Origin of the sequence: Paraburkholderia lacunae, assembly GCF_003353175.1 — a bacterium.
In the GTDB taxonomy this organism is placed as follows: Bacteria; Pseudomonadota; Gammaproteobacteria; order Burkholderiales; family Burkholderiaceae; genus Paraburkholderia; species Paraburkholderia lacunae.
Map to the genome: position 1 here is coordinate 21,171 of NZ_QHKS01000009.1, position 19,880 is coordinate 41,050.

A 19,880-nucleotide genomic window follows, 5' to 3' on the forward strand; every position below is an offset into this window, starting at 1 on the left:
TCGCCTGGGCGGGTGAACTAGCGCATTGCGGCTAAGACGCGGCGCCGGTATCGTCCGCCGAATTCGACGACAGATTCAGCAAGCCGTTGCTCTGCGCGTACTGGAACAACTCCGAATCACGCTCGATGCCGAGCTTGCGCATCGCCGTGTTCTTCTGCGTGCTGATCGTCTTGATGCTGCGATTGAGCTGCTCCGAGATTTCCTTGATCATCATGCCGGACACGAACAGGCGCACTACCTCGAGTTCACGCCTCGACAGCATCGCGTCGTCGGTCTTGCCGCCGGCATTCATGCGCAGCGTATCCAGCGCCGCCTTGACCAACGGGCTCATATATTCGAGGTTGCGGCTGACGTGCTGCACCGCGAGGCCGATATGGCTCAGATCGTCCGACTTGTTGACGACCGCGTTGACGCCGAGCTCGCTCAGCCGCTTGAGCAACGCGGCGTTTTCCAGCATTGTCAGCACGACGATGGGAAGGCCGGGAAAATTGCGGCGCAAATACCCGATCAACGGCAAACCGTCGCCGTATTGGCCACCTGGCATCGCCAGATCCGTAACGAGCACGTCACACGCAACCGTCTGCAGCACCTTCATCAACTCGGTTGACTGGCGCGCTCGCGCGACCACCTGAACGCCTGGAAACTTGAGCAACGCCTGTTCGGCGCCGAACACAATCACCGGATGGTCGTCGGCCAGCACGACCCTGACTGGATCTTGCATTGCCCTTCCCTCGACTGATAAACCGCTCTCCGAAACTTCTGCCATGCCTTTCTATTCCGTGTACTCGAACTATTCGAATGCGCACTCTTTTGCGCACGCGGAATATTCCTCCGACTATAGCCGATTTCACCGCCAAACCAAGCCCGCCAACTGGGCTGACGAACGGCCAATCAAGCTAGTGTTGGACTTGATTCGACCTTGGGGCACAAAATAGGGACAATAATCATCGCGAGGACAACCGCCTCGCGCCCTGACAGGAGAACCGGCACATGCGCTCGCGTTGCCTGGTTGTTTCGTTTGCCTCACCCCACCGCCGTCTGCCGTCCTTCACCTGCGCAATGCTGAGTCTTGCGCTACTGGCGGCGCAGGGCCCTCACGCGCTCGCCGAAGGCGCATTCGCGCTCACCAGCGCCAGCTTCCATGCGGGCGGCACAGTGGATGCCGCGCAAGTCTTCGATCAGGACGACTGCAAAGGCGGCAACCACTCGCCGCAACTGACCTGGCACGACGCGCCGACGGGTACACGCAGCTTCGCGGTCACCCTGTTCGACCCGGATGCGCCCGGCCGCGGCTGGTGGCATTGGGCGGTCGCCGGCATTCCGGCCAGCGTCGACCGCCTGCCGGAGAACGCCAGTTCGTCGGGCTATCTCAAGAAACTCGGCGCGGTCGAGGCGCGCAATGATTTCGACATCGACGGCTACGGCGGCCCTTGCCCGCCACCCGGCAAACCGCACCGTTATGTGATCACCGTTTATGCGTTGAGCACCGCCGACCTGCGGCTCGGGCAGGGCCGCCCGGCGCTGATGTTCGATCACGAGATCGGCACCGCGACGCTCGGCAGTGCGCGGATGGTGGTCAATTACGGGCGATAGCATCGAACGCCATTACGCTCGACGCACGCATATCGCCTGGCGGTGCGTGAATTGGCAGCTCGCCAGCATCGCATTGCCGCCCGGGCCGAAATTCTGTCATCCGTGCACGCTAATGTGCGGAAAGCCAGTGTACGCGATGCTTGTGGATGGCGCGCCGCTGCATCCGCGCGCCTTCGCCGTGCTTCACCCCTTCCCTGTTCACCTTGCCGGAGAGTGCAATGTCGAAGATCGTCATCGTTTATCACAGCGGCTACGGCCACACGAAGAAAGTTGCCGAGGCCGTACTGGCCGGCACTCTCGAAGCCGGCGCAGACAGCCGGCTGCTGCCGGTCGGCGAAATCGACGACGCGGGCTGGGCCGAGCTGGCAGCCGCCGACGCAATTATCTTCGGCGCGCCGACCTATATGGGCGGGCCGTCCGCCGACTTCAAGAAATTCGCCGACGCCAGTTCGAAACCGTGGTTCGGCCAGACGTGGAAGGACAAGATCGCCGCCGGCTTCACCAACTCGGCGACCATGAACGGCGACAAGTTCTCGACCATCCAGTACTTCGTCACGCTGGCCATGCAGCACAGCATGATCTGGGCAGGCACCGGCATGATGCCGTCGAACACCAAGGCCGCGACCCGCAACGATCTGAACTATGTGGGCGGATTCACCGGGCTGCTGGCGCAATCGCCGGCGGATGCTTCTCCGGAAGAAGCGCCGCCCGCCGGCGATCTGGAAACGGCACGGATGTTCGGTGCGCGCATCGCCGGGGTCGCAGCGCGGTGGAATGCAGTGGCGCGATAGCCGGCGCCGGCGCGCGCGGTTTGCAGCGCGCCCATGCCGCCAATGCTGCGCGCGTCGACCGGCGCGCGGCGCAACCGCACTCGGCTGCTCGTCAATCTGCTCCGAACCCGCCTGCATCGGCTTGCATCTGCCGCATAAACGGTCATGCCGACGTCATTTTTGGCGCGCATCGTCGTTTTTTCACCGTTTTTGCACCCCGATCCGCACGACAGCCGCCATCACGTCTTAAAATGGCGTTCCGGCGCGGTGCCGCGCCCCGTTTCCAGCCAAGCAGCCAGTGAGATCGAGATGAGCACGAAAGTTTTTGTCGACGGACAGGAAGGCACGACCGGCCTGAAGATTTTCGAATACCTGTCGCACCGCGCCGACGTGGAGATCCTGCGTATCGAAGAAGCGAAGCGCAAAGACCTCGACGAGCGCCGTCGTCTCATCAACGCATCGGACGTCACGTTCCTGTGTCTGCCGGATGTCGCCTCACGCGAATCGGCCTCGCTGGTGGACAACGATCGCACCGTGCTGATCGACGCCAGCACCGCCTTCCGCACCGCCGCCGACTGGGCTTACGGTCTGCCTGAACTGGCGCGCTCGCAGCGCGAGCGTCTGCGCACCGCGAAACGCATCGCCGTGCCCGGCTGCCACGCGTCGGCCTTCGTACTGGCGATGCGCCCGCTCGTCGACGCCGGCGTCGTGGCGCCGGACTTCGCCGCGCATGCGTACTCGATCACCGGGTACAGCGGCGGCGGCAAGAAGATGATTGCCGACTACGAAGCAGGTGGCAACGCGAGGCTCAAGAGCCCGCGTCCTTACGCGCTCGGCCTCACGCACAAGCATCTGCCCGAAATGGCGGCGCATACGGGCCTGAAGTCGGCACCGGTGTTCACGCCGATCGTCGGCGACTTCTACAAGGGTCTGGCGGTCACCACCTTCTTCTCGCCGAACCAGTTGGCCAAGAAGACGGCGCCGCAAGACGTGCTGGCGCTGTTCGCCGAATACTACGCGGGCGAGGCGTTCGTGAACGTCGCCCCGTTCGATGCTGGCGCAAACCTCGACGGCGGTTTCTTCGACGTGCAGGCGAACAACGACACCAATCGTGTCGACCTGTTCGTGTTCGGCAACGAGGAGCGCTTCGTGACCGTCGCGCGCCTGGATAACCTGGGCAAAGGCGCATCGGGCGCAGCGATTCAGTGTATGAACCTCGCGATCGGTGCCCCCGAAGAAAGCGGATTGAACCGCTAATACGTCCGCGATCCAGACGGCTTTGGCCGTCAATCCACAGAAAAGCCGGTTTGCAAAAACCGGCTTTTCTGTTTTAAACCGCGCATCAAATCCTTCTTTCTCAGTTAATCGGTAGTAGCCCGCATTTCTTTTAAAACAAAAATCGGACTGCTCATCACCGACCGGTAAATCGTTCCCGATCGCTACCCACACAGCATAGTTTTCCGCCTAGGGAAACCCCCGATTTTTCCTCGAACGATCGTTCGAAGATGATAGAGCCATTTTGCTGTCTCGCTTGCCTGGCAAGCGTGTGCGGCGAAGCAACGGTATCGCTGTCCCCGCAAAAATTCCTTTTTGTTTAAAAGGCCCGCCAGCATCCATCCAGCATGCGTCCCGCAAAAAAAGCACTGTTTGAATCAGTCTTTTTAGACGGTTCTTTCAATTGACAGGCATTAACTGCGCAGCGAAATTACTTCGCACAATTACATGAAGGGAGACAGCACGATGTCGCGTGCCATTATTCGAGGCTTGGCAACGGCCATTACCACGGTGCCATTTTTAATCGCTTGCGGCGGCGGCAAAGCCGACAATCCCAGCACGATCAGTGCGCCGCAATGCTCGGGTTCGAGCTGCGGCGTCCAGGGTCCCCCGGCCCAGGGCGCGGGCGCAGCCGCGCTGTGTCCGGCCAATGCGGACATCGTCAAGACCACGTTCCTCGGCGGCGCAGGCAGCGGCGAAGTGGTGCAGTTGAATATCGACGCCACCGCGATGACTTACACGCTGAAGTGGCTCAAGTCGCCGATCCCGTTGACCAGCGCCGACGTCACAGTGACGCGTGAAGGCACGCAGATCACCGGCGCGGTGATTCACCCGCCGACCGGCACGCTGCCGACCGCGGAGCAGACACGTTGCGCGTTCATCCTCGGCAAAGGCACCGGCACCGCGGCTGCCGACGGCACGACTTACACGACGCCCGACTTCGTCAACAACCCGAACCCGCCGATGATCCTGGTCGGCCTGGGCGTAGCGGGCGGCGGCATTCCTGGCGCGACGGTCGAGTACGCCGGGCTGACCATTGCTCCGTTGCCGGGCCTGGAGAACATCGGCGCCGTTCCCAAGCGGCATTTCGACTTCTATCCGTTCCTTGGCTTTGCCAGCACGACGACGGACCTCACCAAGCTGGCCGGCACTTATAACGGACTGCTCTACCACATTGTGCCCTCGGGTTCTTACGCGGCAACGGCCGCCAACACGATTGAAACCTTCGACGCAAGCGGCAACTGCACGGGCTCCAATCAGGCCAACGCCGCCTACAACCCGAGTGCGAGCGGATGCCTGACGACCGGTACGGCATGGACCGTCAACAGCGGCGGCTACTTCGACAGCCAGCAGGCGCCGCAGATCGGTGCACAACTGAAGCTACCGCCGTTAAATCAGCCGAGCGGCAAGTCGGCTCAGGCACACCTGATTCTCGGGCAGATCAACGGCGCGACGGTGCCGCTCGTCATCCGCACGGGCTCGGTGAATCTTGGCACGGCGCCGTTGCATCTCGACGCCAAGGTCGACGACGAATCCGGCATCGCCATGCTCGCCACCGCCACAGCGCTCGCATCCGGCGGTTTCGACGGCGGCTATGTCGGCGCGGACTCGAACTTCAAGTACACCGCGACGTTGATCCAGGGCGGCGTGGGCACCTTCATCAACCCGACCACCTCCAGGGCGGAAGACGGTTTCGGTTTGGGCTACGGCCTGGCGAGCCCAGGGCTGGTCGGCGTGCAGGACAAGAACGGCAAGACCGGTTTGGCGATTGCCTCCGGCGGCCTCTACGCGATCGCCATTCAGGACACGATGAACGGCGGCGTGGCGCCGACCTCGCAACTCAACGGCTCCGCCGCCGGTGCGCCGTACTTCGGCGTCGGAGCGCAGATCAGCAAATAAGGGACGGTCAGACGGCAGTTTGCAGTGCGAGAAATAAATAGAGCAAAAGAGGTGGCTGGACTGGGAGCTGGCCACACACAACGAGAAAATTCTGGAGGCGGTATGAATTGGAGATTCCTTTCGGTGCTAACTCTTGCGGCACCTTTGCTGGGGGCATGTGGTGGCGGCGGCGGTAGCGGTAGCGGACCAGTGACTGAAGTTCGCCTGTGTCCTGCCTCGCTCGACTACGGCACGGTGTTCACGGGCGGTGGCGGCGACGGCGAACTGGTCAAGCTGCAACTCGATACGACCAAGATGACCTGGTTAGTCAGCTATATCGAATCGCCGATTCCGGCGACCACCGGCACCGTCGTGCCGACGCGCGCCGGTCAGACTGCTAGCGGCACGCTGACGCAGGAAACCTTGCTGCCGACGAACAAACTCAATCAGTGCGCTTTCCGGCTGAACGGCGCGAGTCTCGATCCGAATCGTCCGGCACGGATTTTCGTCGGCGAAGGCGTCGCGGGCGGCACGATTCCGGGCGCGGAAATCTCGTTCGGCGGGATTCTCGGCGTAGGCGCGGTGCCGGATACCAAGTTTCCGTACTACCCGTTCATCGGCTTCTCGTCGATTGAAACAAACCTCGCGAACGTGGCCGGCACCTACAACCAGCTCGGCTATCACCAGGTTCCGTCGCAGAACTTCACGCCGGTTGCCGTCGATTCGAAGATCACGATCAACGCTGACGGCACGTGGAGCGAGTGCGACAACTCCGGGGTCAACGCGGGCAAGTGTCAGCAGCCAGGCACGAACCTCGTGCAGGCGTCCGACGGCAGCGGCGCGTTCCAGACCAACAACTTCCAGGGCCAGGCCAAACCGACCCTTGCCACTACGCCGAAAGCCAGGGGCTACATGATCGTCGGCAAGCTGCGCAACCAGCTGGTGCCGATCCTGGTTCGCGCCGGCGCGGCGAACTCGTCGGTCACCGTGCCGCAGAACGGCGAGCTCGGACCGTACGCGGACGACGAATCAGGTATCTCGATCCTGGCGCCGCAAAGCGCGATCGCGCTGAACTCGCAGAACGGCGAGTACATCGGTGTGGATAGCCAGTTCGACTACCGCACCACTGCACTCGAAGGCACGCAGGCCACGCTGCTCGATCCTTTCAATCCGTCGCAAGCCTCGCTCGCGACGGCGCTGGATCTGAGCTTCACGCAAACCGTGCCAGGCCTCGTGACGACGACCCATGTGGGCGCCTCGACGGGCACCACGCCGACCGGAAAGATGATCTTCACGGGCGGCGTGTTCGGCTACCTCGATCTGACCGACGCGGCTTCGCCGTACTTCACGATCGGCGCCTTCGTCCAGTAACGGGCGAAGCACGCGCCGCCTGCACGCAGCGAGGCGCTTGCGTCCCGGCTGCCGCGTCCGGCAACGACGCGGCAGCCGGCGCCCACAGCGTATTCAGCGTATTCAGCGCAACGGCCGGGCCGCCGGGCCGCCGCCACGCGCCTTTCCAGGCGCGCGCATCAGAAGGGGGAACAACATGAAAAAAATCTATCTCGCGGTACTGGCCGCTTGCCTGTCCGCCGGTGCTCACGCCCAGCATGCGGGCGACGACGTCGCCGTACTCGGCTGGTTTCATGTCATGCCGCAGGATTCGAGCACACCGCAGACCACCAACGTCGCGCCGACGCCGATCAATACGCCGCTGCGGCTGCCGAGCTCGTTCACGTCGGCCGGCACGGGCTTATCGACCAACAAAGCGGACACCGTCGGCCTCGTGTTCAGTCATTACCTCACCGACCACATCGCGGTGACGACGGTGGCGGGCGTACCGCCGGTCTTCAAGATCTATGGACACGGCACCATCAAGCCGCCAGGACCGGCGGGTGCGCTCGGCCAGCAGAATCTCGGCGATCCGCAGACCAATCCGATCGTGAAGAGCGTGCGTCAATGGAGCCCGGCGCTGCTGTTCCAGTACTACTTCAATGCGCCGACCGCGAAGTTCAGGCCTTTCGTCGGCATCGGCGTGTCGTACAACTGGTTCTCCGATATCCAGCTGAGCCCGAACTTCGTGCAGTCGACGCAGAACAACCTCGGCGCGGTGCTGGCAGCCGGCGCGGGCAAGCCCGGGCAGACGCAGGTGTCGGCGAAGGCTTCGTCGTCATGGCAGCCGGTGTTCAATGCGGGTCTGTCGTACAACATCACCGATCACTGGGGCATGGTGGCGTCGGTCACGTACATCCCGCTCAAGACGACCTCGTCGGTGATCATCAAGGCGGCGGACGGCACGGAACTGGGTGTCTCCAAGGCGGAGCTGAAAGCGGATCCGATCATTTCGTTCCTGGCCGTCTCGTACAAGTTCTAGGTTCGGCGCAGACGCAGACGCAGATGCAGACGTGGCAAAGCCGGCGGCCCTTCCAGGGGGCCAGCCGGCTTTGTCGTTCTGGATTTCGGGCGAAACGCGAAATTCAGGGCAAAAAAAAGCCCGCCTAAGTTGGCGGGCTGAATCCATATCAGAGGAGACATGGAGGAGACAAGACGAACTATAGCAAACGATTTGGTGCGGCGCAACATTTAAATTAGGGTTGACCCTCGCCGTTGCTTACACGCAACACTTCGCTGATCGAATCAATGACGGCGCCAAGCGCCCGTCTAGTGACGCACCAGCGCCATCATCGCGCCGAAGCCAACAAACACCCCGCCCGTCAGCCGATTGAACATCTTCGCGACGCTGCGGCTCTTTAATTTGGCGCCGATCCGCGTGCCGAATCCGGCGTACACGAGATACCAGCTCACCTCGATGACCGCGAACGTGGCGACGAGGACGCCGAACTGCGGCAGCTTCGGCTGCGCGGCGTCGATGAATTGCGGCAGCAGCGCGGCGGCGAACAAAATCGCCTTCGGGTTGCTGCCGGCCACCAGGAAGCCATTGCGAAACAGCGCGGCGCGCGAGCGCGCAGGCTTTGCGGCCAGTTCGTCTGCTTCGCCGGCGGCGGCTTCGTCGGCCGGCGCACGCCATGCCTTGACGCCCAGATAGACGAGGTACGCGGCGCCGATCATGCGCAACGCGTTGAACATCGCCGGCCACGCTTCGAGAAACACGCCAAGGCCTGCCGCCGACACCGCCAGCATCAGCACCAGCGCCGACAGGCACCCGGCCATGGTCGCGCTGGAGCGGCGCAGGCCGTGCTGGGCGCCGTGAGTCATGACCAGCAGCATGTTCGGGCCAGGAATCGCGGAAACGACGAAGACGGTGGCGACGAATAGCCACCAGGTATGCAGACTCATGAGAATCGACGCGAGAAAAAGGATCGGGCGAGTATTATGCCCGCCCACCCGGATCCGCGGCGCAGCAGTACTGCCTGTCTTGCCACGGACAACCCGCGGCGGCTCAGCGCGGGAACAGTGAAATCGCCACGCCTCGCGGGCTCGCCTTCGCGCGACGCCGCTCGCACGCGCAGATTCAGCGCCCTGCCCGCCGCGCCGCCACCTCGCCCAGCACCGCGAAGTCTTTCTCGCCGCCGCCGTGAGCCACCGCTTCCAGCAGGCTGTCGCGCACGACGCTCGCAATCGGCAGCGGCGTCGTCACCGCGTCGGCGGCGGCCAGTGCAAGGCGCACGTCCTTCAGCCCAAGGCGCGCCTTGAACAGTGCCGGCTCGTAGCACTGCTCCGCGATCATCTTGCCGTAGCCCTGATACACCGGGCCTGGGAAAATACCGCTTGTGATCACGTCGAGGAAATCCTGCATCGCGACGCCGTGCCCGGTCACCAGCGTCGCCGCCTCGCCGAGCGTCTCGACGGCGGAGGCCAGCATGAAGTTCGCCGCCAGTTTCATCACGTTCGCCTGCTGCGGCAGCGAACCGATCCGCCACGTTTTCTGGCCGATGGCGTCGAAAATCGGCTGAACGCGATCGATCGCCTCAGCCGGGCCGCCGGCGACGATCGTCAGCTTGCCCGCCGCCGCGACGTCCGGCCGCCCCATGACCGGCGCGGCGACGTAATTGACGCCGCGCGACGCGTGCGCCGTCGCCAGTTCCTCAGCGAGCGCCACCGAGATCGTCGCCATGTTCACGTGAATCAGGCCGCGCGCGGCATGCTCCAGCAGCGACGCGGTGATGACGTCGCGCAGCGCGGCATCGTCGGCGAGCATCGAGAACACGGCGTCGCCCGCAAACGCTTCGGCAGGCGTCGCGACGATCCGCGCACCCGCTTCGGCGAGCTGCTGCGCGCGTTCCGGCGAGCGGTTCCACACACGCACCTGATGCCCGGCTTTCAAAATGTTTGCAACCATCGCGGCGCCCATCTCGCCGAGGCCGATAAAACCGATGTCCATCTGTCGCTCCGTCTTCTAAAGAACTCGAAGTAAAGCACACCCGTACGACACCTGCAGGACAGCACGCATCGAAACGCGGTGCGATACTGATGCGATGGTCACCGCGACATTCCGCTTCTATGAGGAGCTGAACGATTTTCTCGCCCGGCCGCTGCGCCGGCGCGCGTTCAGTTACGCCTGCGCGAACGGCGCCACCGCGAAGCACACGATCGAGGCGCTCGGCGTGCCGCACACGGAAGTCGAGCTGATTCTGGTGAACGGCGTATCGGTCGGTTTCAATCACCCGGTTTCGGACGGCGACCGCATCGCCGTCTATCCGAAGTTTGAAGCGCTCGACATCCAGCCGCTGTTGCGCGTGCGCGAGCGGCCGTTGCGCGTTGTGCGCTTCATCGCCGATGCGCATCTGGGCGGTCTCGCGCCGCTGCTGCGGCTCGCCGGCTTCGATACGCTCTACGACAACCATTACCCCGACGCGGATATCGAAACGCTCGCGGCCGAGGAACACCGCATCGTTCTGACGCGCGACCGCGAGTTATTGAAACGCCGCACCATCACGCATGGTTGCTACATACGCACGCTGAGGCCCCGCGAACAGTTGCGCGAAGTGTTTGAACGGCTCGATCTGGCCGGCAGCGCGCGGCCGTTTCGCTTGTGCCTGATGTGCAATGCGCCGCTGCGGCGCATCGCCAAAGAAGAAGTTGCCGGCCGCGCGCCCGAGGGCGTGCTGGAACGGCATACGCAATTCGTCACCTGCGACGTCTGCCGGCGCGTGTTCTGGGAAGGCACGCACTGGCAAAGAATGCGCGCGCTGATGGACAGCGTGGCCGGTGCACCGGACCGGGTTGCCGGAGCAGCGCCCGAGCAGAAATCGAACGGCGCTCGCACGCCGGGCAAGCCCTGAGCGCCAGCGCTCACGTAACGCGCGGCGCGATGCGTACAATGCGGGATTACTTATCTGGCAGAGGCCTTCCGTATGGCGATGAAAAAAACCGACCTTGAAAAGAACAAGGCACTCAAGCTGAACAACGCAATGAAACTGGCGACCGCCGACCGTTTCGGCAAAGCCGCGGCCGCCGAGCCGAAACTCGATCGCCGCGAACAGCGCAAGCTCGATCAGGCGCAGGGCCTCGTCGCCTTTGCCTGCAAGCTGGACAGCGAACTGGTCGCGCAACTGAAAGAACGGGCTGTCGCGCACCCGCACGGTATGACCGGACTGTTGAACGAAGTCATCAAACGCGGCCTCGCGGGTTAAGGCTGCCGCGAGCGCCGTTGCTGCGCGGCGCCCGCGTGACGGGCCGGCAAACAACAAACCGCCGCACGAATACAAAAAGGCCAGAGCAGAAGCTCTGGCCTTTTTGCTGGTGACGCTGAACTACAGCTTCAGCTTAGTTCGGCGTGCCCTTGTCGTTCGTGCCAGCTGCCGAAGCGGCTGCCGAAACCGGAGCGCGTTTGCCGTGCGTCTTCAGCTTCTTGATGTGGTGCTTCTTCGGCATGCTAGCAGCGGCTTCCGGAGCTGCTGCGTCCGATGCCTGTGCGAAAGCTTGGACGGAAACCAGTGCGATCGAAGCTGCTGCGAGCGAGACGATAACCTTTTTCATGTGTTGTTCCCCAAACCTCAACGACTGAGTCAATGTGAATGAATAAGCTGCACGGCAAAGCAGACATGGCTTGAGCGCCTTCCCGCTTCCCGCGGGAGAGTATTACGCAGTGTAGGCGGTTTGTCATGCCTAAAACTCGATATGTATTTTCCGGGAGACACGTTGCTTTCTCGATGCTTTCACCCATTAAATACATCGCATTGGGGCAATTACCTAGGACATCGTTTTAGACCAGATTGCGCAGCAGGCTGGCGGTTTCCTGCAAGGTCGGCAGCACCCGGTGCAGCGCGGCGTTTGCCGATTCCTGGCCGATCGGCATGCTGACGCTGATCGCCGCCACCACCGAGCCGTGCCGGTCACGCAACGGCACCGCGACACCGCGCATACCCAGTTCCAGTTGCTGATCGGTCACCACATAGCCATTGCGGCGGATTTCGCCGAGCACTTCGCGCAACCGCCCGACGGTCGAATACGTGTATGGCGTGAATACCTTGATCGGGTACGAGGCGAGCCACTGCTCGATATCCTCCGGCGCGCGAAACGCCAGCAGGACGAGGCCCGCCGACGACAACGGCGCAGGCGCCCGCGAGCCGAGGACGAATCCGACCGCCATCGCCCGGTTCACGCCATTGCGCGCGACGTAGACCACGTCGTGTTCGTCGAGAATCGCGACCAGTGCGGTTTCCTGCACGGTCGCCGTAATGCGCTGCAGGAAGGGCTGCACCGTGCGCGGCAAGCGCGCCGAATCCAGATACGACTGGCCAAGCCGCAGCACCCGCGGCGCTAGCCAGAACAGCTTGCCGTCGGTGTCCACGTAGCCGAGTTCGCGCAGCGTCAGCAGATAGCGGCGCGCCGCCGTACGCGACAGCGCCGCACGCGAGCCCACCATGGTCGGTGTCATGCGCGTGTGCTCTTCGTCGAATGCTTCGATGATCGCTAGCGCCTTGGCGGCGCCGGCGATCCAGTCTTTCTCGTCCATTGTGATTGCCTGAAAATCGGTCGGGCCGGCGGCTCAATCGTTCTGTGAACGCCATGGCTGTCGCGCGATTATCGCGCGATGAGCGCCCGACCAGGGGCCCGCAGCCTGTCCACTTGAAATCTCGACGCATCGGCTCGACGATGCCCACGCCGCGCGAAGTCCGCACGCATTCGCTGACAGAGTCCGTGAACGGCAGCGGTTCGAGACCGATTTCTTTACGCAGGTGGTTATCGAAGGTGCAGGAGTCGCCGGTGTGTTGCCGGTGCAAGTACCGGCGCATAGCGTCGGCGTGCTGTAGCTCGACGGCAAGGTGGAGAGTTTGCTGCAGCCGGTTTGTCGGCGTTGTGGCGTTTCAGCCGGGACCGATCCGCGCCCGTTCCGTTGCCAACCCACGCATTTTTCTCACCATTGCGCAGGCGGCACTATTACCTGTCGATGGCGAAGAGGAACTTCCACGGCTATTTGCAAGCGGACACCGTGCGCTACAAGAAGTATCTGTACGTGCTGCGGCCTCTGCTCGCCGTCAAATGGATCGATGCGGAACGCGGCACGCCGCCGAGCGGCCCGAGGGCGGCGCTGCCACGCTGAACGCATATCTACGCGACATGATCCGCTCGTCGAGCCTCGGCACCGCCGCCGAAGCGCCGCGCGCCCTTCGACGTCAAGCCGCGCGCGGCTGGGCGAACATTTTGGGTGTATCCCCAGTGGGTGGGAACACGCACCAGCAGCCGTCGTCGTGCCGAAAGAAAAACAAACCGCGCGAGCCGGTTTCCAATGAGGCCTCGACGCGGACATAACGCCTGCCACCCAGCCTGGTGCGGCTGAATTCGGTCACGTGAAGCGGAATCGAGGGTCCCGGCGCCAGCCATTTCTCGACCAGGAAACGCAGCGAATGCTCGCTCGCGGCTTTCATGATCCGCTCCGGGCCGGTTTGTCTTGACGTGATTCGCGCGCGGCTTCGGTGCTTTCTTCACTGGCGCCGGCTGCGTCCGCATCGCGTTCGGCGGATGCGAGGGCCATGGCCCGGTTGGTCGCCGCCGCCCGCAGCGTACTGCAATGAACGGCATGCCTGATATCCGAAAGAAGGCGGACTAGCTGTCGTGCTGTTCTACGTTTCATTACACACCCCCGCACCGCACCAATAACTTCATAAAACACTTTAACTTTATGCCTGGATCGGGCGTCGCTGAAATGGTTTTGACAAAATAGCAACAGTTGCGCTTGCAAAATGAGATACGCAATCTTTGTACCGTCCGACTTCAATGTGCGCGCCTCGGAGCGTCGAAGTCTGTGCGGTGGCGAGCGGATGGCATCGATGAAAAGCCGGCGGAAGCGGCATGGGGAAGTCACTGCGAAGAACCCGAGTTATCCACGTCCGCCTATGGATAACTTCGGGATAGCGGGTCGGACAGCTTGTGCGCGGAATCTTGATAAGACGGACCGGAGAGCGAACGCCGCCAAAGTTATCCCGTCCTCGTAGTTTTTCTACAGACGTGTTCCGCAAGGTTATGGTTTTCGCATGCCGTTGATGCGGCGGGGAATTTGAGACTTATCCACAGAAGGACTTAGCCCTTGTTAACTATTACTACATATGTATACGGATGAAGTAAAAGACATAGGACAAGTACCGCTGCACGCTGAAATCAAAGGCTGAACATGCGCCAGGCAGTCACGGCCCAAATGTGGCCCGATGAAATCAGGGCGCTACAGCACTCCCGCTTGCAGGTTGCACAGACGCAGCCTGCGCTGACGCCGCGGGCGTCGCCGGAACGGACGATGGAGATGGCAACGGAACCGAGGCTTCGACCGGCACGGGCAACATGCGCGTCTCGATGTGGCTGTTTGACACCGGTTGCGTACGCACCACCGTCTGCAGATAGTGATCGACGAGGCCGAAGAAGCGGTCGTAGAACTTCCCCGATGGAATGGTTTCGCTTGAGATCTTTACCATCGCATCGCTGTTCGAACGGATCGGCAGCGACAACGATCCCAGCACGCTCAACCCGACACTCGCGGACGTATCGCTTTTCTTCAAGGCAAAGCCGTTTTGCACGGCGTTCACATAAACGATGCTCGTATCGCTCGCCTCTTCACCCGGCGTACAGACGACATGAAACTCAACGACGACGTGCGAATCCCCAGTGGGCTGAAAATTCTTCGTGCCGTCGACAGTATCGGTACGCGTCATGGTTGTCAGATAGCCCTGGCTCAGCAGAGCGCGGCGCGCAGCTTCGCAGGTATCGGTGGTGTTCGAGTTGAAATTGCGGGCGTAGGGGCTCGCGCCCGTTTCGAACGATTCCTGCTGGAATTTCGGCTGCGGGGTGCTGCTGCAGGCGACAAGCGCGAGCAACCCGAGCGAGGCTGCGGTGGTTTTGAAAAACGAGGTGAACATGATCGATAGGAAGGGGCGCTACGTGAGCTCGAATGGAAATGCATTGTAGGGCCGTTGCGCAAGCTGCGTAAAAAGCGTGGAGCCCGCGCGTGGCGCCGCCTTACATGGCGTGACGGCCCCGGTTGCGGCGTGGGTGGGGGCCGCTGCAATGTATAAGCAGAAAAGGAGGAAAGAAGCAGGCGCTCAGTTCGACGCCGCGGGCAATTCGTTCGACAACCCGGACGCGCCGATCGTCCCGGCAGCGTTGCCGGCGGGCATTGCAAAGGAATTGGCCCAGTAGCCCGGCGCTGCACAACGATCGGCCGAACGCACCTCGCACATGCCGGCGGGCACGTCCGGCTGCTGCGCCGCGTCTTCCGGGCCGGCCACTTTAGCAAAGTCTTCGACGCGCAAGCTCACCTTCTGCGCGTACGCCTGCGAGCCGCCGTAGTTCTTGAGCGCAGCGTTCAGGTCGCCATTGGCCGAGCGCATGTAGCCGTACAGGATCGCCGAACCGACGTCGATGTTAGTGGTCGGCTCGGTCAGATCCTTCACGTGTCGCAGCATTCCTCTGTGGGCGCCTGGCACGACCTGCATCAGGCCGGTTGCGCCGTTGGCGCCCTTGGCCTTGTCCTTGAAGCGGGATTCGATCGAGATGATCGCCAGCAGCAGTGCCGGCGGAAGTGAATACTTCGAGGCGGCGGATTGCACCGCGTCCGAAATCTTTTGAGCCTTGTCCTTCGCCAGACCGAACTTTTGCGTCAGATACGCGGACATGCGGTTGGTGTTCTCCTCAGCCGTTGCGGCTTGCATCAGGCCGAGCGAAAGCACGATCAGGCAAAGTAACCGGCTCATGGCGGAGGATTGAGAAGGAAGGGAATTCGCGCATTATAACGTTGCCCAAAAATGAGGTCCCGATCAGTCAATATTTGTCTTATTAAAGCGGGCCGGCCGATGTGGCAGAACACCCTGCGCTCCGCCATGTCACGCAGCGATCCTGACTCGAACAGCCAGCAACTGCCCTCCCCAGCAGGATTGTCGGCTAGCTTTTTTGGCTTACAACTTATGTGCCGTTAGTTGCAATTTCATCGTCGAGAGAAAGCGTCGCTTTACCGCTGCGCCTCGGATCGGGCGGCGGCATCATTGCCCGTAACGACGATGCAAGGCCGCGGCCGAGTTTCGTGAAGGCGAGCGCGATGGACTTGGCGCTCGCGGTCGAACATGAGGCAGCGCTCAAGGACGCGTGACGGGCGTTGTCCGATCCAGGTCGAGTGCGGCAGGCGGGTTGCGCTTCAGGTTGAATCCACGGAGATTTGAGACAATGAGCGCCGCCGCCGAATGCCTTCCCCCGGAACAACCGGGTGAAGCTCCGGCTTTCTGAGCAGATGCTGCCCCATCGAACAAGAGATGTTTCAGGCATGAGCAAGACCGCATTTATTCCCAGCGTACCCGCGGCGTCCGAGGACGACTTTGAAGTTTCGGCGACGTCGAAACTGGCCGGCTACCGGCGCTTCTTCGGCGTGTTGAAGGTGGTTCGAACGACCGACGGCCGCGTGCTGTTCCCATTCGACGGCTCGCCGGAATTTGGGCCGTTTCCCACTAAGCTGGAAGCGGTCGCGGCGGCGCAAGTGTATGGCGAACATATCGTCACCAGCGATCTGGCGCGCCCGGAGTTGTAGACGCTGAAGCGGCGTATCGACGCATATCGACGCACCGGCGTATCCGCTGACCGCGGAACGTCAAATCGAAGGCTGCAGCGTTCGGAGTTTCAATGCGACAAAGTCGATTTGCACCGGAGGATGAAACGGGCAGCCGCCGCGTTGAAGCGGTCGAGCCGGTGGTGAGCTTCGGCGAGGCGCTGTGGTACTGGCTGAAGCTTGGCTTTATCAGCTTCGGAGGCCCGGCCGGGCAGATTGCCATCATGCATCAGGACCTGGTCGAACGAAAACGCTGGATTTCCGAAAAGCGCTTTTTACACGCGTTGAACTATTGCATGGTCCTCCCCGGACCGGAGGCGCAGCAGCTCGCCACCTACATCGGCTGGCTGATGCATCGCACGTGGGGCGGCCTGATTGCCGGAGGATTCTTCGTTCTTCCGTCTCTGTTCGTCCTGATCGGACTTTCCTGGGTCTACATGGCCTTCGGCAGTGTTCCTGCCGTCGCAGGCGTGCTTTATGGCATCAAGCCGGCGGTCACGGCGATCGTGGTGTTCGCCGCGTACAGGATCGGCTCGCGCGCGCTGAAGAATGCGTGGCTCTATGCCATCGCTGCGGCCGCATTTCTCGCGATCTTCGCGGCCAACGTCCCGTTTCCTCTGATCGTGCTGGTCGCCGGCGTCATCGGTCACTTCGGCGGCCAGTACGCGCCGGCAAAATTCACCATTGGCGGCGGGCACAAGGCCGGCGAGACGACGTTTGGCCCGGCCATCCTCGACGACGACACGCCCACGCCGCGACACGCGCTGTTCACGTGGAGGCGCTTCGCGGCCGTGCTGGCCATCTTCGTGCTCATCTGGCTCGCGGCCGTCGCGACCCTCACGCTCGCGTTCGGCTGGACCGGCACGATGCCGCAAATGGCCTGGTTTTTCACCAAAGCCGCCTTGCTGACGTTCGGCGGCGCCTATGCGGTGCTCCCGTACGTCTATCAGGGCGCCGTCGATCATTACCACTGGTTGAGCGGCCTTCAGATGATAGATGGCCTCGCGCTCGGCGAAACGACGCCTGGACCACTCATCATGGTTGTCTCCTTCGTCGGCTTCGTTGGAGGGTGGACCAATGCGGTATTCGGGCCGCACGCCGTTCTTGCATCTGCCGTGGTCGCGTCAATCGTCGTGACGTTTTTTACGTTCCTGCCGTCTTTCCTGTTTATTTTCCTCGGTGGCCCGTTCATCGAGACGACTCACGGCAACCTGAAATTCACTGCGCCGCTGACAGCCATCACTTCTGCCGTGGTGGGCGTTATTGTGAATCTCGCGGTGTTCTTCGCCATTCACGTGCTATGGCCGCGCGGCATGCAAGGCGCCTTCGAGTGGCCGTCGTTGCTGATAGGCCTCGCGGCGGGCATCGCGTTGTTTCGATTCAAGGTGGGCGTGATACCGGTGGTGCTGACGTGCGGCGTGGTGGGTCTTGTGCTGCGGGTGGCTGGTTTGTGAGGGTAAGTGGGCGGCGCTGGTTGTGGGTAAAGCCGCATCGTTGCGGAGCGCGCGAGCCATTGAAACCTTCGCGATGTGGACTAGCGAGTCCCACAGCGAATATCCTCCGCGGTCGAGAGGCGATACGTACCCTTGCCGGCTTCCTTTGCGTCGTACAACGCCGCGTCGGCTCGCTTCATCAATCGTTCGAAGGACTCGCCGCTCACCGCAAACGCAATGCCGATGCTGGTGCCAATGCTGACGGCCTCGCCTGTTGTCAGCCAGAACGGCCGGGCTATCTGGCGAATAATGCGTTGAGCGAGCGCGACGGCGCCGGAAACGGTGGCGTTCTCGAAGGCAATGGCGAACTCGTCGCCACCGAGTCGCGCCACCAGCTCTTCTCGTTGAAGCATCTCTCTCAATCGGTCTGCGACGGTTACCAGTACCTCGTCGCCGGCATGATGACCCAGTCTGTCGTTAACCTGTTTGAAACCGTCCAGATCGAGATACATCACCGCCACGGCTGACGCGCGGTTCGACGCGGAACGGCGGAGTATTCGTTCGATCTCGTCGCGCAGTTCGCGGCGATTGGAAAGACCCGTGAGTGGGTCGTGACGCGCCAGATAGAGGATTTTCGCTTCGGACTCACGGCGCTCCGTGACGTCCTCGATAATGATGACAGCGCTTCCGTCGGGTACCGGATTTCGAGTCATCGCGAGCTGGCGGCCGTCGTTGAGTTCCATGTCGAAGGGACTTTCTTCTTTTGACAGCCATACGGCGCACTGCTCGACGAGCTGTCTTCTGAGCGTTTCTCCAAACTTCGCCAGGCCCACATGGCCGATAAACTCCGGAAGCGGGACGTTGAGCTTCAGCATGTCGACAGTCGCGCCGAACAGTTCCGCGGTTCGGCGGTTGGCAATAATCACCTTGCCGGCGCTATCGATCGTGCATAGCCCGTGAGGCATATGGGCCAATGCGGCGTCGAATCTGGCCGCAAGTTCAGCATGCCGCTGTTCCGCCGTCATCAGGGCAACGAGCACCTTATAGTGTCTCCGGACAACCGAAGCCATTGCGGCGATGTACATGAAGAGCGGTGGCACGAGAATCCACGAGCCGCCGCGAGGTGCGAGCAGCGCGCCCAGACCGATGGGCAATGCGCCGAGGCAAATCTGTGCGATGGCCAGATAGGGCAAGGCTGCATTTCTCGACGCGATACCGCCAAGAATTCCGGCGGTTACCATGACGGCGAGTGAGGCCAACTCCGCATCTGGGGACATGACACACGCCATCGTCCCGATCCCGAACAGGAAGCAGGCCAGCAGCGAAACCGGCGCGTAGCGCGTTGCCCACGGAGCGGGATGAGCCGCTTCTGTCCGGCTGCGCACAACGTAAGCATGCGCGATGCCGAGCCGCGCGGCCAGCAGGCATAGATCCGCTATCAGCCATAGCGCCGCCCACCTCTGATGTACGCGGATGAGAGCAACGAGCGCAACAAATGCGCTGGCGAGGCCCGACAGGAGCAGTGGCCGGGTATTCTCAAACAACGTCGATAGCATCGACGACCGGATGGCAGCTGTAACCTGTCCGTGACCCGACGACGGTGTCGCAAGCACTGAATTGAGGAAGGACGTCCTGCCTGACATGGTGTGGCCGCGCAGAGAAGGTTAGTTTCCGGGCCGCTTCGATAGACGGCAACTCCGTGTGTTTACGGCGGACGCGGTTACTTTCTTGATGGACGCAGATACTTACTCCACATGCTAGGCCAATTCGCCTGATAAATGCACGACCATGACGATGGGCGCCGCGGTGACCGGGACGGCGGTGATTGGCGAGGTGACTGGGGTCGTGACCACGAAGACGGCGCCGAGAGGCACGACCACTGACACGAACGGCACTAATGTTGCATTCGGCGTGCCGAAACTTCCGCAAGCTCATCCGGTCCGCAAG

The 19,880-nt window shown here is 62.2% G+C and carries 20 protein-coding genes and 1 pseudogene; 11 read left to right on the forward strand and 10 right to left on the reverse strand.

From position 1 onward, the window contains the following. Positions 1-31 precede the first annotated feature (31 nt). Positions 32-721, reverse strand: a complete 690-nt coding sequence (locus DLM46_RS15110; protein ID WP_115101565.1) for a response regulator — start codon at positions 719-721, stop codon at positions 32-34. 269 nt (positions 722-990) lie between these two features. On the opposite strand from DLM46_RS15110, the gene DLM46_RS15115 reads away from it, so the two are divergent. The 6 genes from DLM46_RS15115 (at position 991) to DLM46_RS15140 (ending at position 7,887) form a co-directional block, all read left to right on the forward strand. Continuing rightward, entirely contained in the window at positions 991-1,593 is a 603-nt protein-coding gene (locus DLM46_RS15115) for a YbhB/YbcL family Raf kinase inhibitor-like protein (protein ID WP_115101566.1), read from the forward strand. Positions 1,594-1,811: 218 nt separating this feature from the next. Next, positions 1,812-2,384: a flavodoxin family protein gene (locus DLM46_RS15120; protein WP_115101567.1), complete on the forward strand. Its 573-nt coding sequence runs from the start codon at positions 1,812-1,814 to the stop codon at positions 2,382-2,384. A 288-nt stretch (positions 2,385-2,672) separates the two neighbouring features. Continuing rightward, on the forward strand, positions 2,673-3,620 hold the full coding sequence (gene argC, locus DLM46_RS15125) for an N-acetyl-gamma-glutamyl-phosphate reductase (protein ID WP_115101794.1): 948 nt from the start codon (positions 2,673-2,675) through the stop codon (positions 3,618-3,620). Positions 3,621-4,103: 483 nt separating this feature from the next. Further along, positions 4,104-5,537, forward strand: a complete 1,434-nt coding sequence (locus DLM46_RS15130) for a DUF2957 domain-containing protein (protein ID WP_115101795.1) — start codon at positions 4,104-4,106, stop codon at positions 5,535-5,537. 102 nt (positions 5,538-5,639) lie between these two features. Then, a complete protein-coding gene (locus DLM46_RS15135) occupies positions 5,640-6,887 on the forward strand; it encodes a DUF2957 domain-containing protein (RefSeq protein WP_115101568.1) in 1,248 nt (415 codons plus the stop codon). A gap of 175 nt (positions 6,888-7,062) precedes the next feature. Further along, positions 7,063-7,887 carry an OmpW/AlkL family protein gene (locus tag DLM46_RS15140; protein ID WP_115101569.1) on the forward strand — a complete coding sequence of 275 codons (825 nt, stop codon included), beginning with the start codon at positions 7,063-7,065 and terminating at the stop codon, positions 7,885-7,887. Between the two features lie 287 nt (positions 7,888-8,174). On the opposite strand, the gene DLM46_RS15145 is transcribed toward DLM46_RS15140, so the two are convergent. Then, the gene (locus DLM46_RS15145) at positions 8,175-8,810 is read right to left on the reverse strand and encodes a LysE family translocator (RefSeq protein ID WP_115101570.1); all 636 of its coding nucleotides are present in this window, start codon (positions 8,808-8,810) and stop codon (positions 8,175-8,177) included. Positions 8,811-8,985: 175 nt separating this feature from the next. Then, on the reverse strand, positions 8,986-9,855 hold the full coding sequence (locus DLM46_RS15150) for an NAD(P)-dependent oxidoreductase (RefSeq protein ID WP_115101571.1): 870 nt from the start codon (positions 9,853-9,855) through the stop codon (positions 8,986-8,988). Positions 9,856-9,949: 94 nt separating this feature from the next. On the opposite strand from DLM46_RS15150, the gene DLM46_RS15155 reads away from it, so the two are divergent. Both DLM46_RS15155 and DLM46_RS15160 read left to right on the forward strand, forming a co-directional pair. Next, positions 9,950-10,756 carry a Mut7-C RNAse domain-containing protein gene (locus tag DLM46_RS15155; protein WP_115101572.1) on the forward strand — a complete coding sequence of 269 codons (807 nt, stop codon included), beginning with the start codon at positions 9,950-9,952 and terminating at the stop codon, positions 10,754-10,756. Positions 10,757-10,828: 72 nt separating this feature from the next. Beyond that, positions 10,829-11,107, forward strand: a complete 279-nt coding sequence (locus DLM46_RS15160) for a hypothetical protein (RefSeq protein ID WP_115101573.1) — start codon at positions 10,829-10,831, stop codon at positions 11,105-11,107. 133 nt (positions 11,108-11,240) lie between these two features. Here the strand turns inward: DLM46_RS15160 and DLM46_RS15165 are convergent, their stop codons facing one another. Further along, the gene (locus tag DLM46_RS15165) at positions 11,241-11,453 is read right to left on the reverse strand and encodes a hypothetical protein (RefSeq protein ID WP_115101574.1); all 213 of its coding nucleotides are present in this window, start codon (positions 11,451-11,453) and stop codon (positions 11,241-11,243) included. A 226-nt stretch (positions 11,454-11,679) separates the two neighbouring features. Beyond that, positions 11,680-12,432: an IclR family transcriptional regulator domain-containing protein gene (locus DLM46_RS15170; RefSeq protein ID WP_115101575.1), complete on the reverse strand. Its 753-nt coding sequence runs from the start codon at positions 12,430-12,432 to the stop codon at positions 11,680-11,682. A 393-nt stretch (positions 12,433-12,825) separates the two neighbouring features. Here DLM46_RS15170 and DLM46_RS15175 point away from each other — a divergent pair. Further along, positions 12,826-12,990, forward strand: a pseudogene (locus DLM46_RS15175) (DNA polymerase beta superfamily protein); the annotation flags it as partial. 103 nt (positions 12,991-13,093) lie between these two features. On the opposite strand, the gene DLM46_RS15180 reads toward DLM46_RS15175, so the two are convergent. The 4 genes from DLM46_RS15180 to DLM46_RS15195 form a co-directional block, all read right to left on the reverse strand. Further along, positions 13,094-13,345: a hypothetical protein gene (locus tag DLM46_RS15180; protein WP_115101576.1), complete on the reverse strand. Its 252-nt coding sequence runs from the start codon at positions 13,343-13,345 to the stop codon at positions 13,094-13,096. Continuing rightward, positions 13,342-13,695: a hypothetical protein gene (locus tag DLM46_RS40315; RefSeq protein ID WP_244306227.1), complete on the reverse strand. Its 354-nt coding sequence runs from the start codon at positions 13,693-13,695 to the stop codon at positions 13,342-13,344. Before DLM46_RS40315 ends, DLM46_RS15180 begins: the two co-directional genes overlap by 4 nt. A 433-nt stretch (positions 13,696-14,128) precedes the next feature. Continuing rightward, entirely contained in the window at positions 14,129-14,824 is a 696-nt protein-coding gene (locus DLM46_RS15190) for a DUF2242 domain-containing protein (RefSeq protein WP_115101577.1), read from the reverse strand. Positions 14,825-15,007: 183 nt separating this feature from the next. Continuing rightward, on the reverse strand, positions 15,008-15,658 hold the full coding sequence (locus DLM46_RS15195; RefSeq protein WP_115101578.1) for a transglycosylase SLT domain-containing protein: 651 nt from the start codon (positions 15,656-15,658) through the stop codon (positions 15,008-15,010). 563 nt (positions 15,659-16,221) lie between these two features. Here DLM46_RS15195 and DLM46_RS15205 point away from each other — a divergent pair. Then, on the forward strand, positions 16,222-16,482 hold the full coding sequence (locus DLM46_RS15205) for a DUF6723 family protein (protein ID WP_115101580.1): 261 nt from the start codon (positions 16,222-16,224) through the stop codon (positions 16,480-16,482). Between the two features lie 92 nt (positions 16,483-16,574). After that, on the forward strand, positions 16,575-17,954 hold the full coding sequence (chrA, locus tag DLM46_RS15210) for a chromate efflux transporter (protein WP_115101581.1): 1,380 nt from the start codon (positions 16,575-16,577) through the stop codon (positions 17,952-17,954). 80 nt (positions 17,955-18,034) lie between these two features. Here chrA and DLM46_RS15215 read toward each other — a convergent pair whose 3' ends face one another. Continuing rightward, complete coding sequence (locus DLM46_RS15215) at positions 18,035-19,576, reverse strand: sensor domain-containing diguanylate cyclase (protein WP_115101582.1); 1,542 nt, start codon at positions 19,574-19,576, stop codon at positions 18,035-18,037. Positions 19,577-19,880: the final 304 nt, after the last annotated feature.

What these genes read in the sequence shown, in the direction of transcription:
- DLM46_RS15110 (WP_115101565.1), bottom strand. Translation starts at nt 721, where the DNA reads ATGCAAGATCCAGTCAGGGTCGTGCTGGCCGACGACCATCCGGTGATT.
- DLM46_RS15115 (WP_115101566.1), top strand. Translation starts at nt 991, where the DNA reads ATGCGCTCGCGTTGCCTGGTTGTTTCGTTTGCCTCACCCCACCGCCGT.
- DLM46_RS15120 (WP_115101567.1), top strand. Translation starts at nt 1,812, where the DNA reads ATGTCGAAGATCGTCATCGTTTATCACAGCGGCTACGGCCACACGAAG.
- argC (WP_115101794.1), top strand. Translation starts at nt 2,673, where the DNA reads ATGAGCACGAAAGTTTTTGTCGACGGACAGGAAGGCACGACCGGCCTG.
- DLM46_RS15130 (WP_115101795.1), top strand. Translation starts at nt 4,104, where the DNA reads ATGTCGCGTGCCATTATTCGAGGCTTGGCAACGGCCATTACCACGGTG.
- DLM46_RS15135 (WP_115101568.1), top strand. Translation starts at nt 5,640, where the DNA reads ATGAATTGGAGATTCCTTTCGGTGCTAACTCTTGCGGCACCTTTGCTG.
- DLM46_RS15140 (WP_115101569.1), top strand. Translation starts at nt 7,063, where the DNA reads ATGAAAAAAATCTATCTCGCGGTACTGGCCGCTTGCCTGTCCGCCGGT.
- DLM46_RS15145 (WP_115101570.1), bottom strand. Translation starts at nt 8,810, where the DNA reads ATGAGTCTGCATACCTGGTGGCTATTCGTCGCCACCGTCTTCGTCGTT.
- DLM46_RS15150 (WP_115101571.1), bottom strand. Translation starts at nt 9,855, where the DNA reads ATGGACATCGGTTTTATCGGCCTCGGCGAGATGGGCGCCGCGATGGTT.
- DLM46_RS15155 (WP_115101572.1), top strand. Translation starts at nt 9,950, where the DNA reads ATGGTCACCGCGACATTCCGCTTCTATGAGGAGCTGAACGATTTTCTC.
- DLM46_RS15160 (WP_115101573.1), top strand. Translation starts at nt 10,829, where the DNA reads ATGGCGATGAAAAAAACCGACCTTGAAAAGAACAAGGCACTCAAGCTG.
- DLM46_RS15165 (WP_115101574.1), bottom strand. Translation starts at nt 11,453, where the DNA reads ATGAAAAAGGTTATCGTCTCGCTCGCAGCAGCTTCGATCGCACTGGTT.
- DLM46_RS15170 (WP_115101575.1), bottom strand. Translation starts at nt 12,432, where the DNA reads ATGGACGAGAAAGACTGGATCGCCGGCGCCGCCAAGGCGCTAGCGATC.
- DLM46_RS15180 (WP_115101576.1), bottom strand. Translation starts at nt 13,345, where the DNA reads ATGAAAGCCGCGAGCGAGCATTCGCTGCGTTTCCTGGTCGAGAAATGG.
- DLM46_RS15190 (WP_115101577.1), bottom strand. Translation starts at nt 14,824, where the DNA reads ATGTTCACCTCGTTTTTCAAAACCACCGCAGCCTCGCTCGGGTTGCTC.
- DLM46_RS15195 (WP_115101578.1), bottom strand. Translation starts at nt 15,658, where the DNA reads ATGAGCCGGTTACTTTGCCTGATCGTGCTTTCGCTCGGCCTGATGCAA.
- DLM46_RS15205 (WP_115101580.1), top strand. Translation starts at nt 16,222, where the DNA reads ATGAGCAAGACCGCATTTATTCCCAGCGTACCCGCGGCGTCCGAGGAC.
- chrA (WP_115101581.1), top strand. Translation starts at nt 16,575, where the DNA reads ATGCGACAAAGTCGATTTGCACCGGAGGATGAAACGGGCAGCCGCCGC.
- DLM46_RS15215 (WP_115101582.1), bottom strand. Translation starts at nt 19,576, where the DNA reads ATGTCAGGCAGGACGTCCTTCCTCAATTCAGTGCTTGCGACACCGTCG.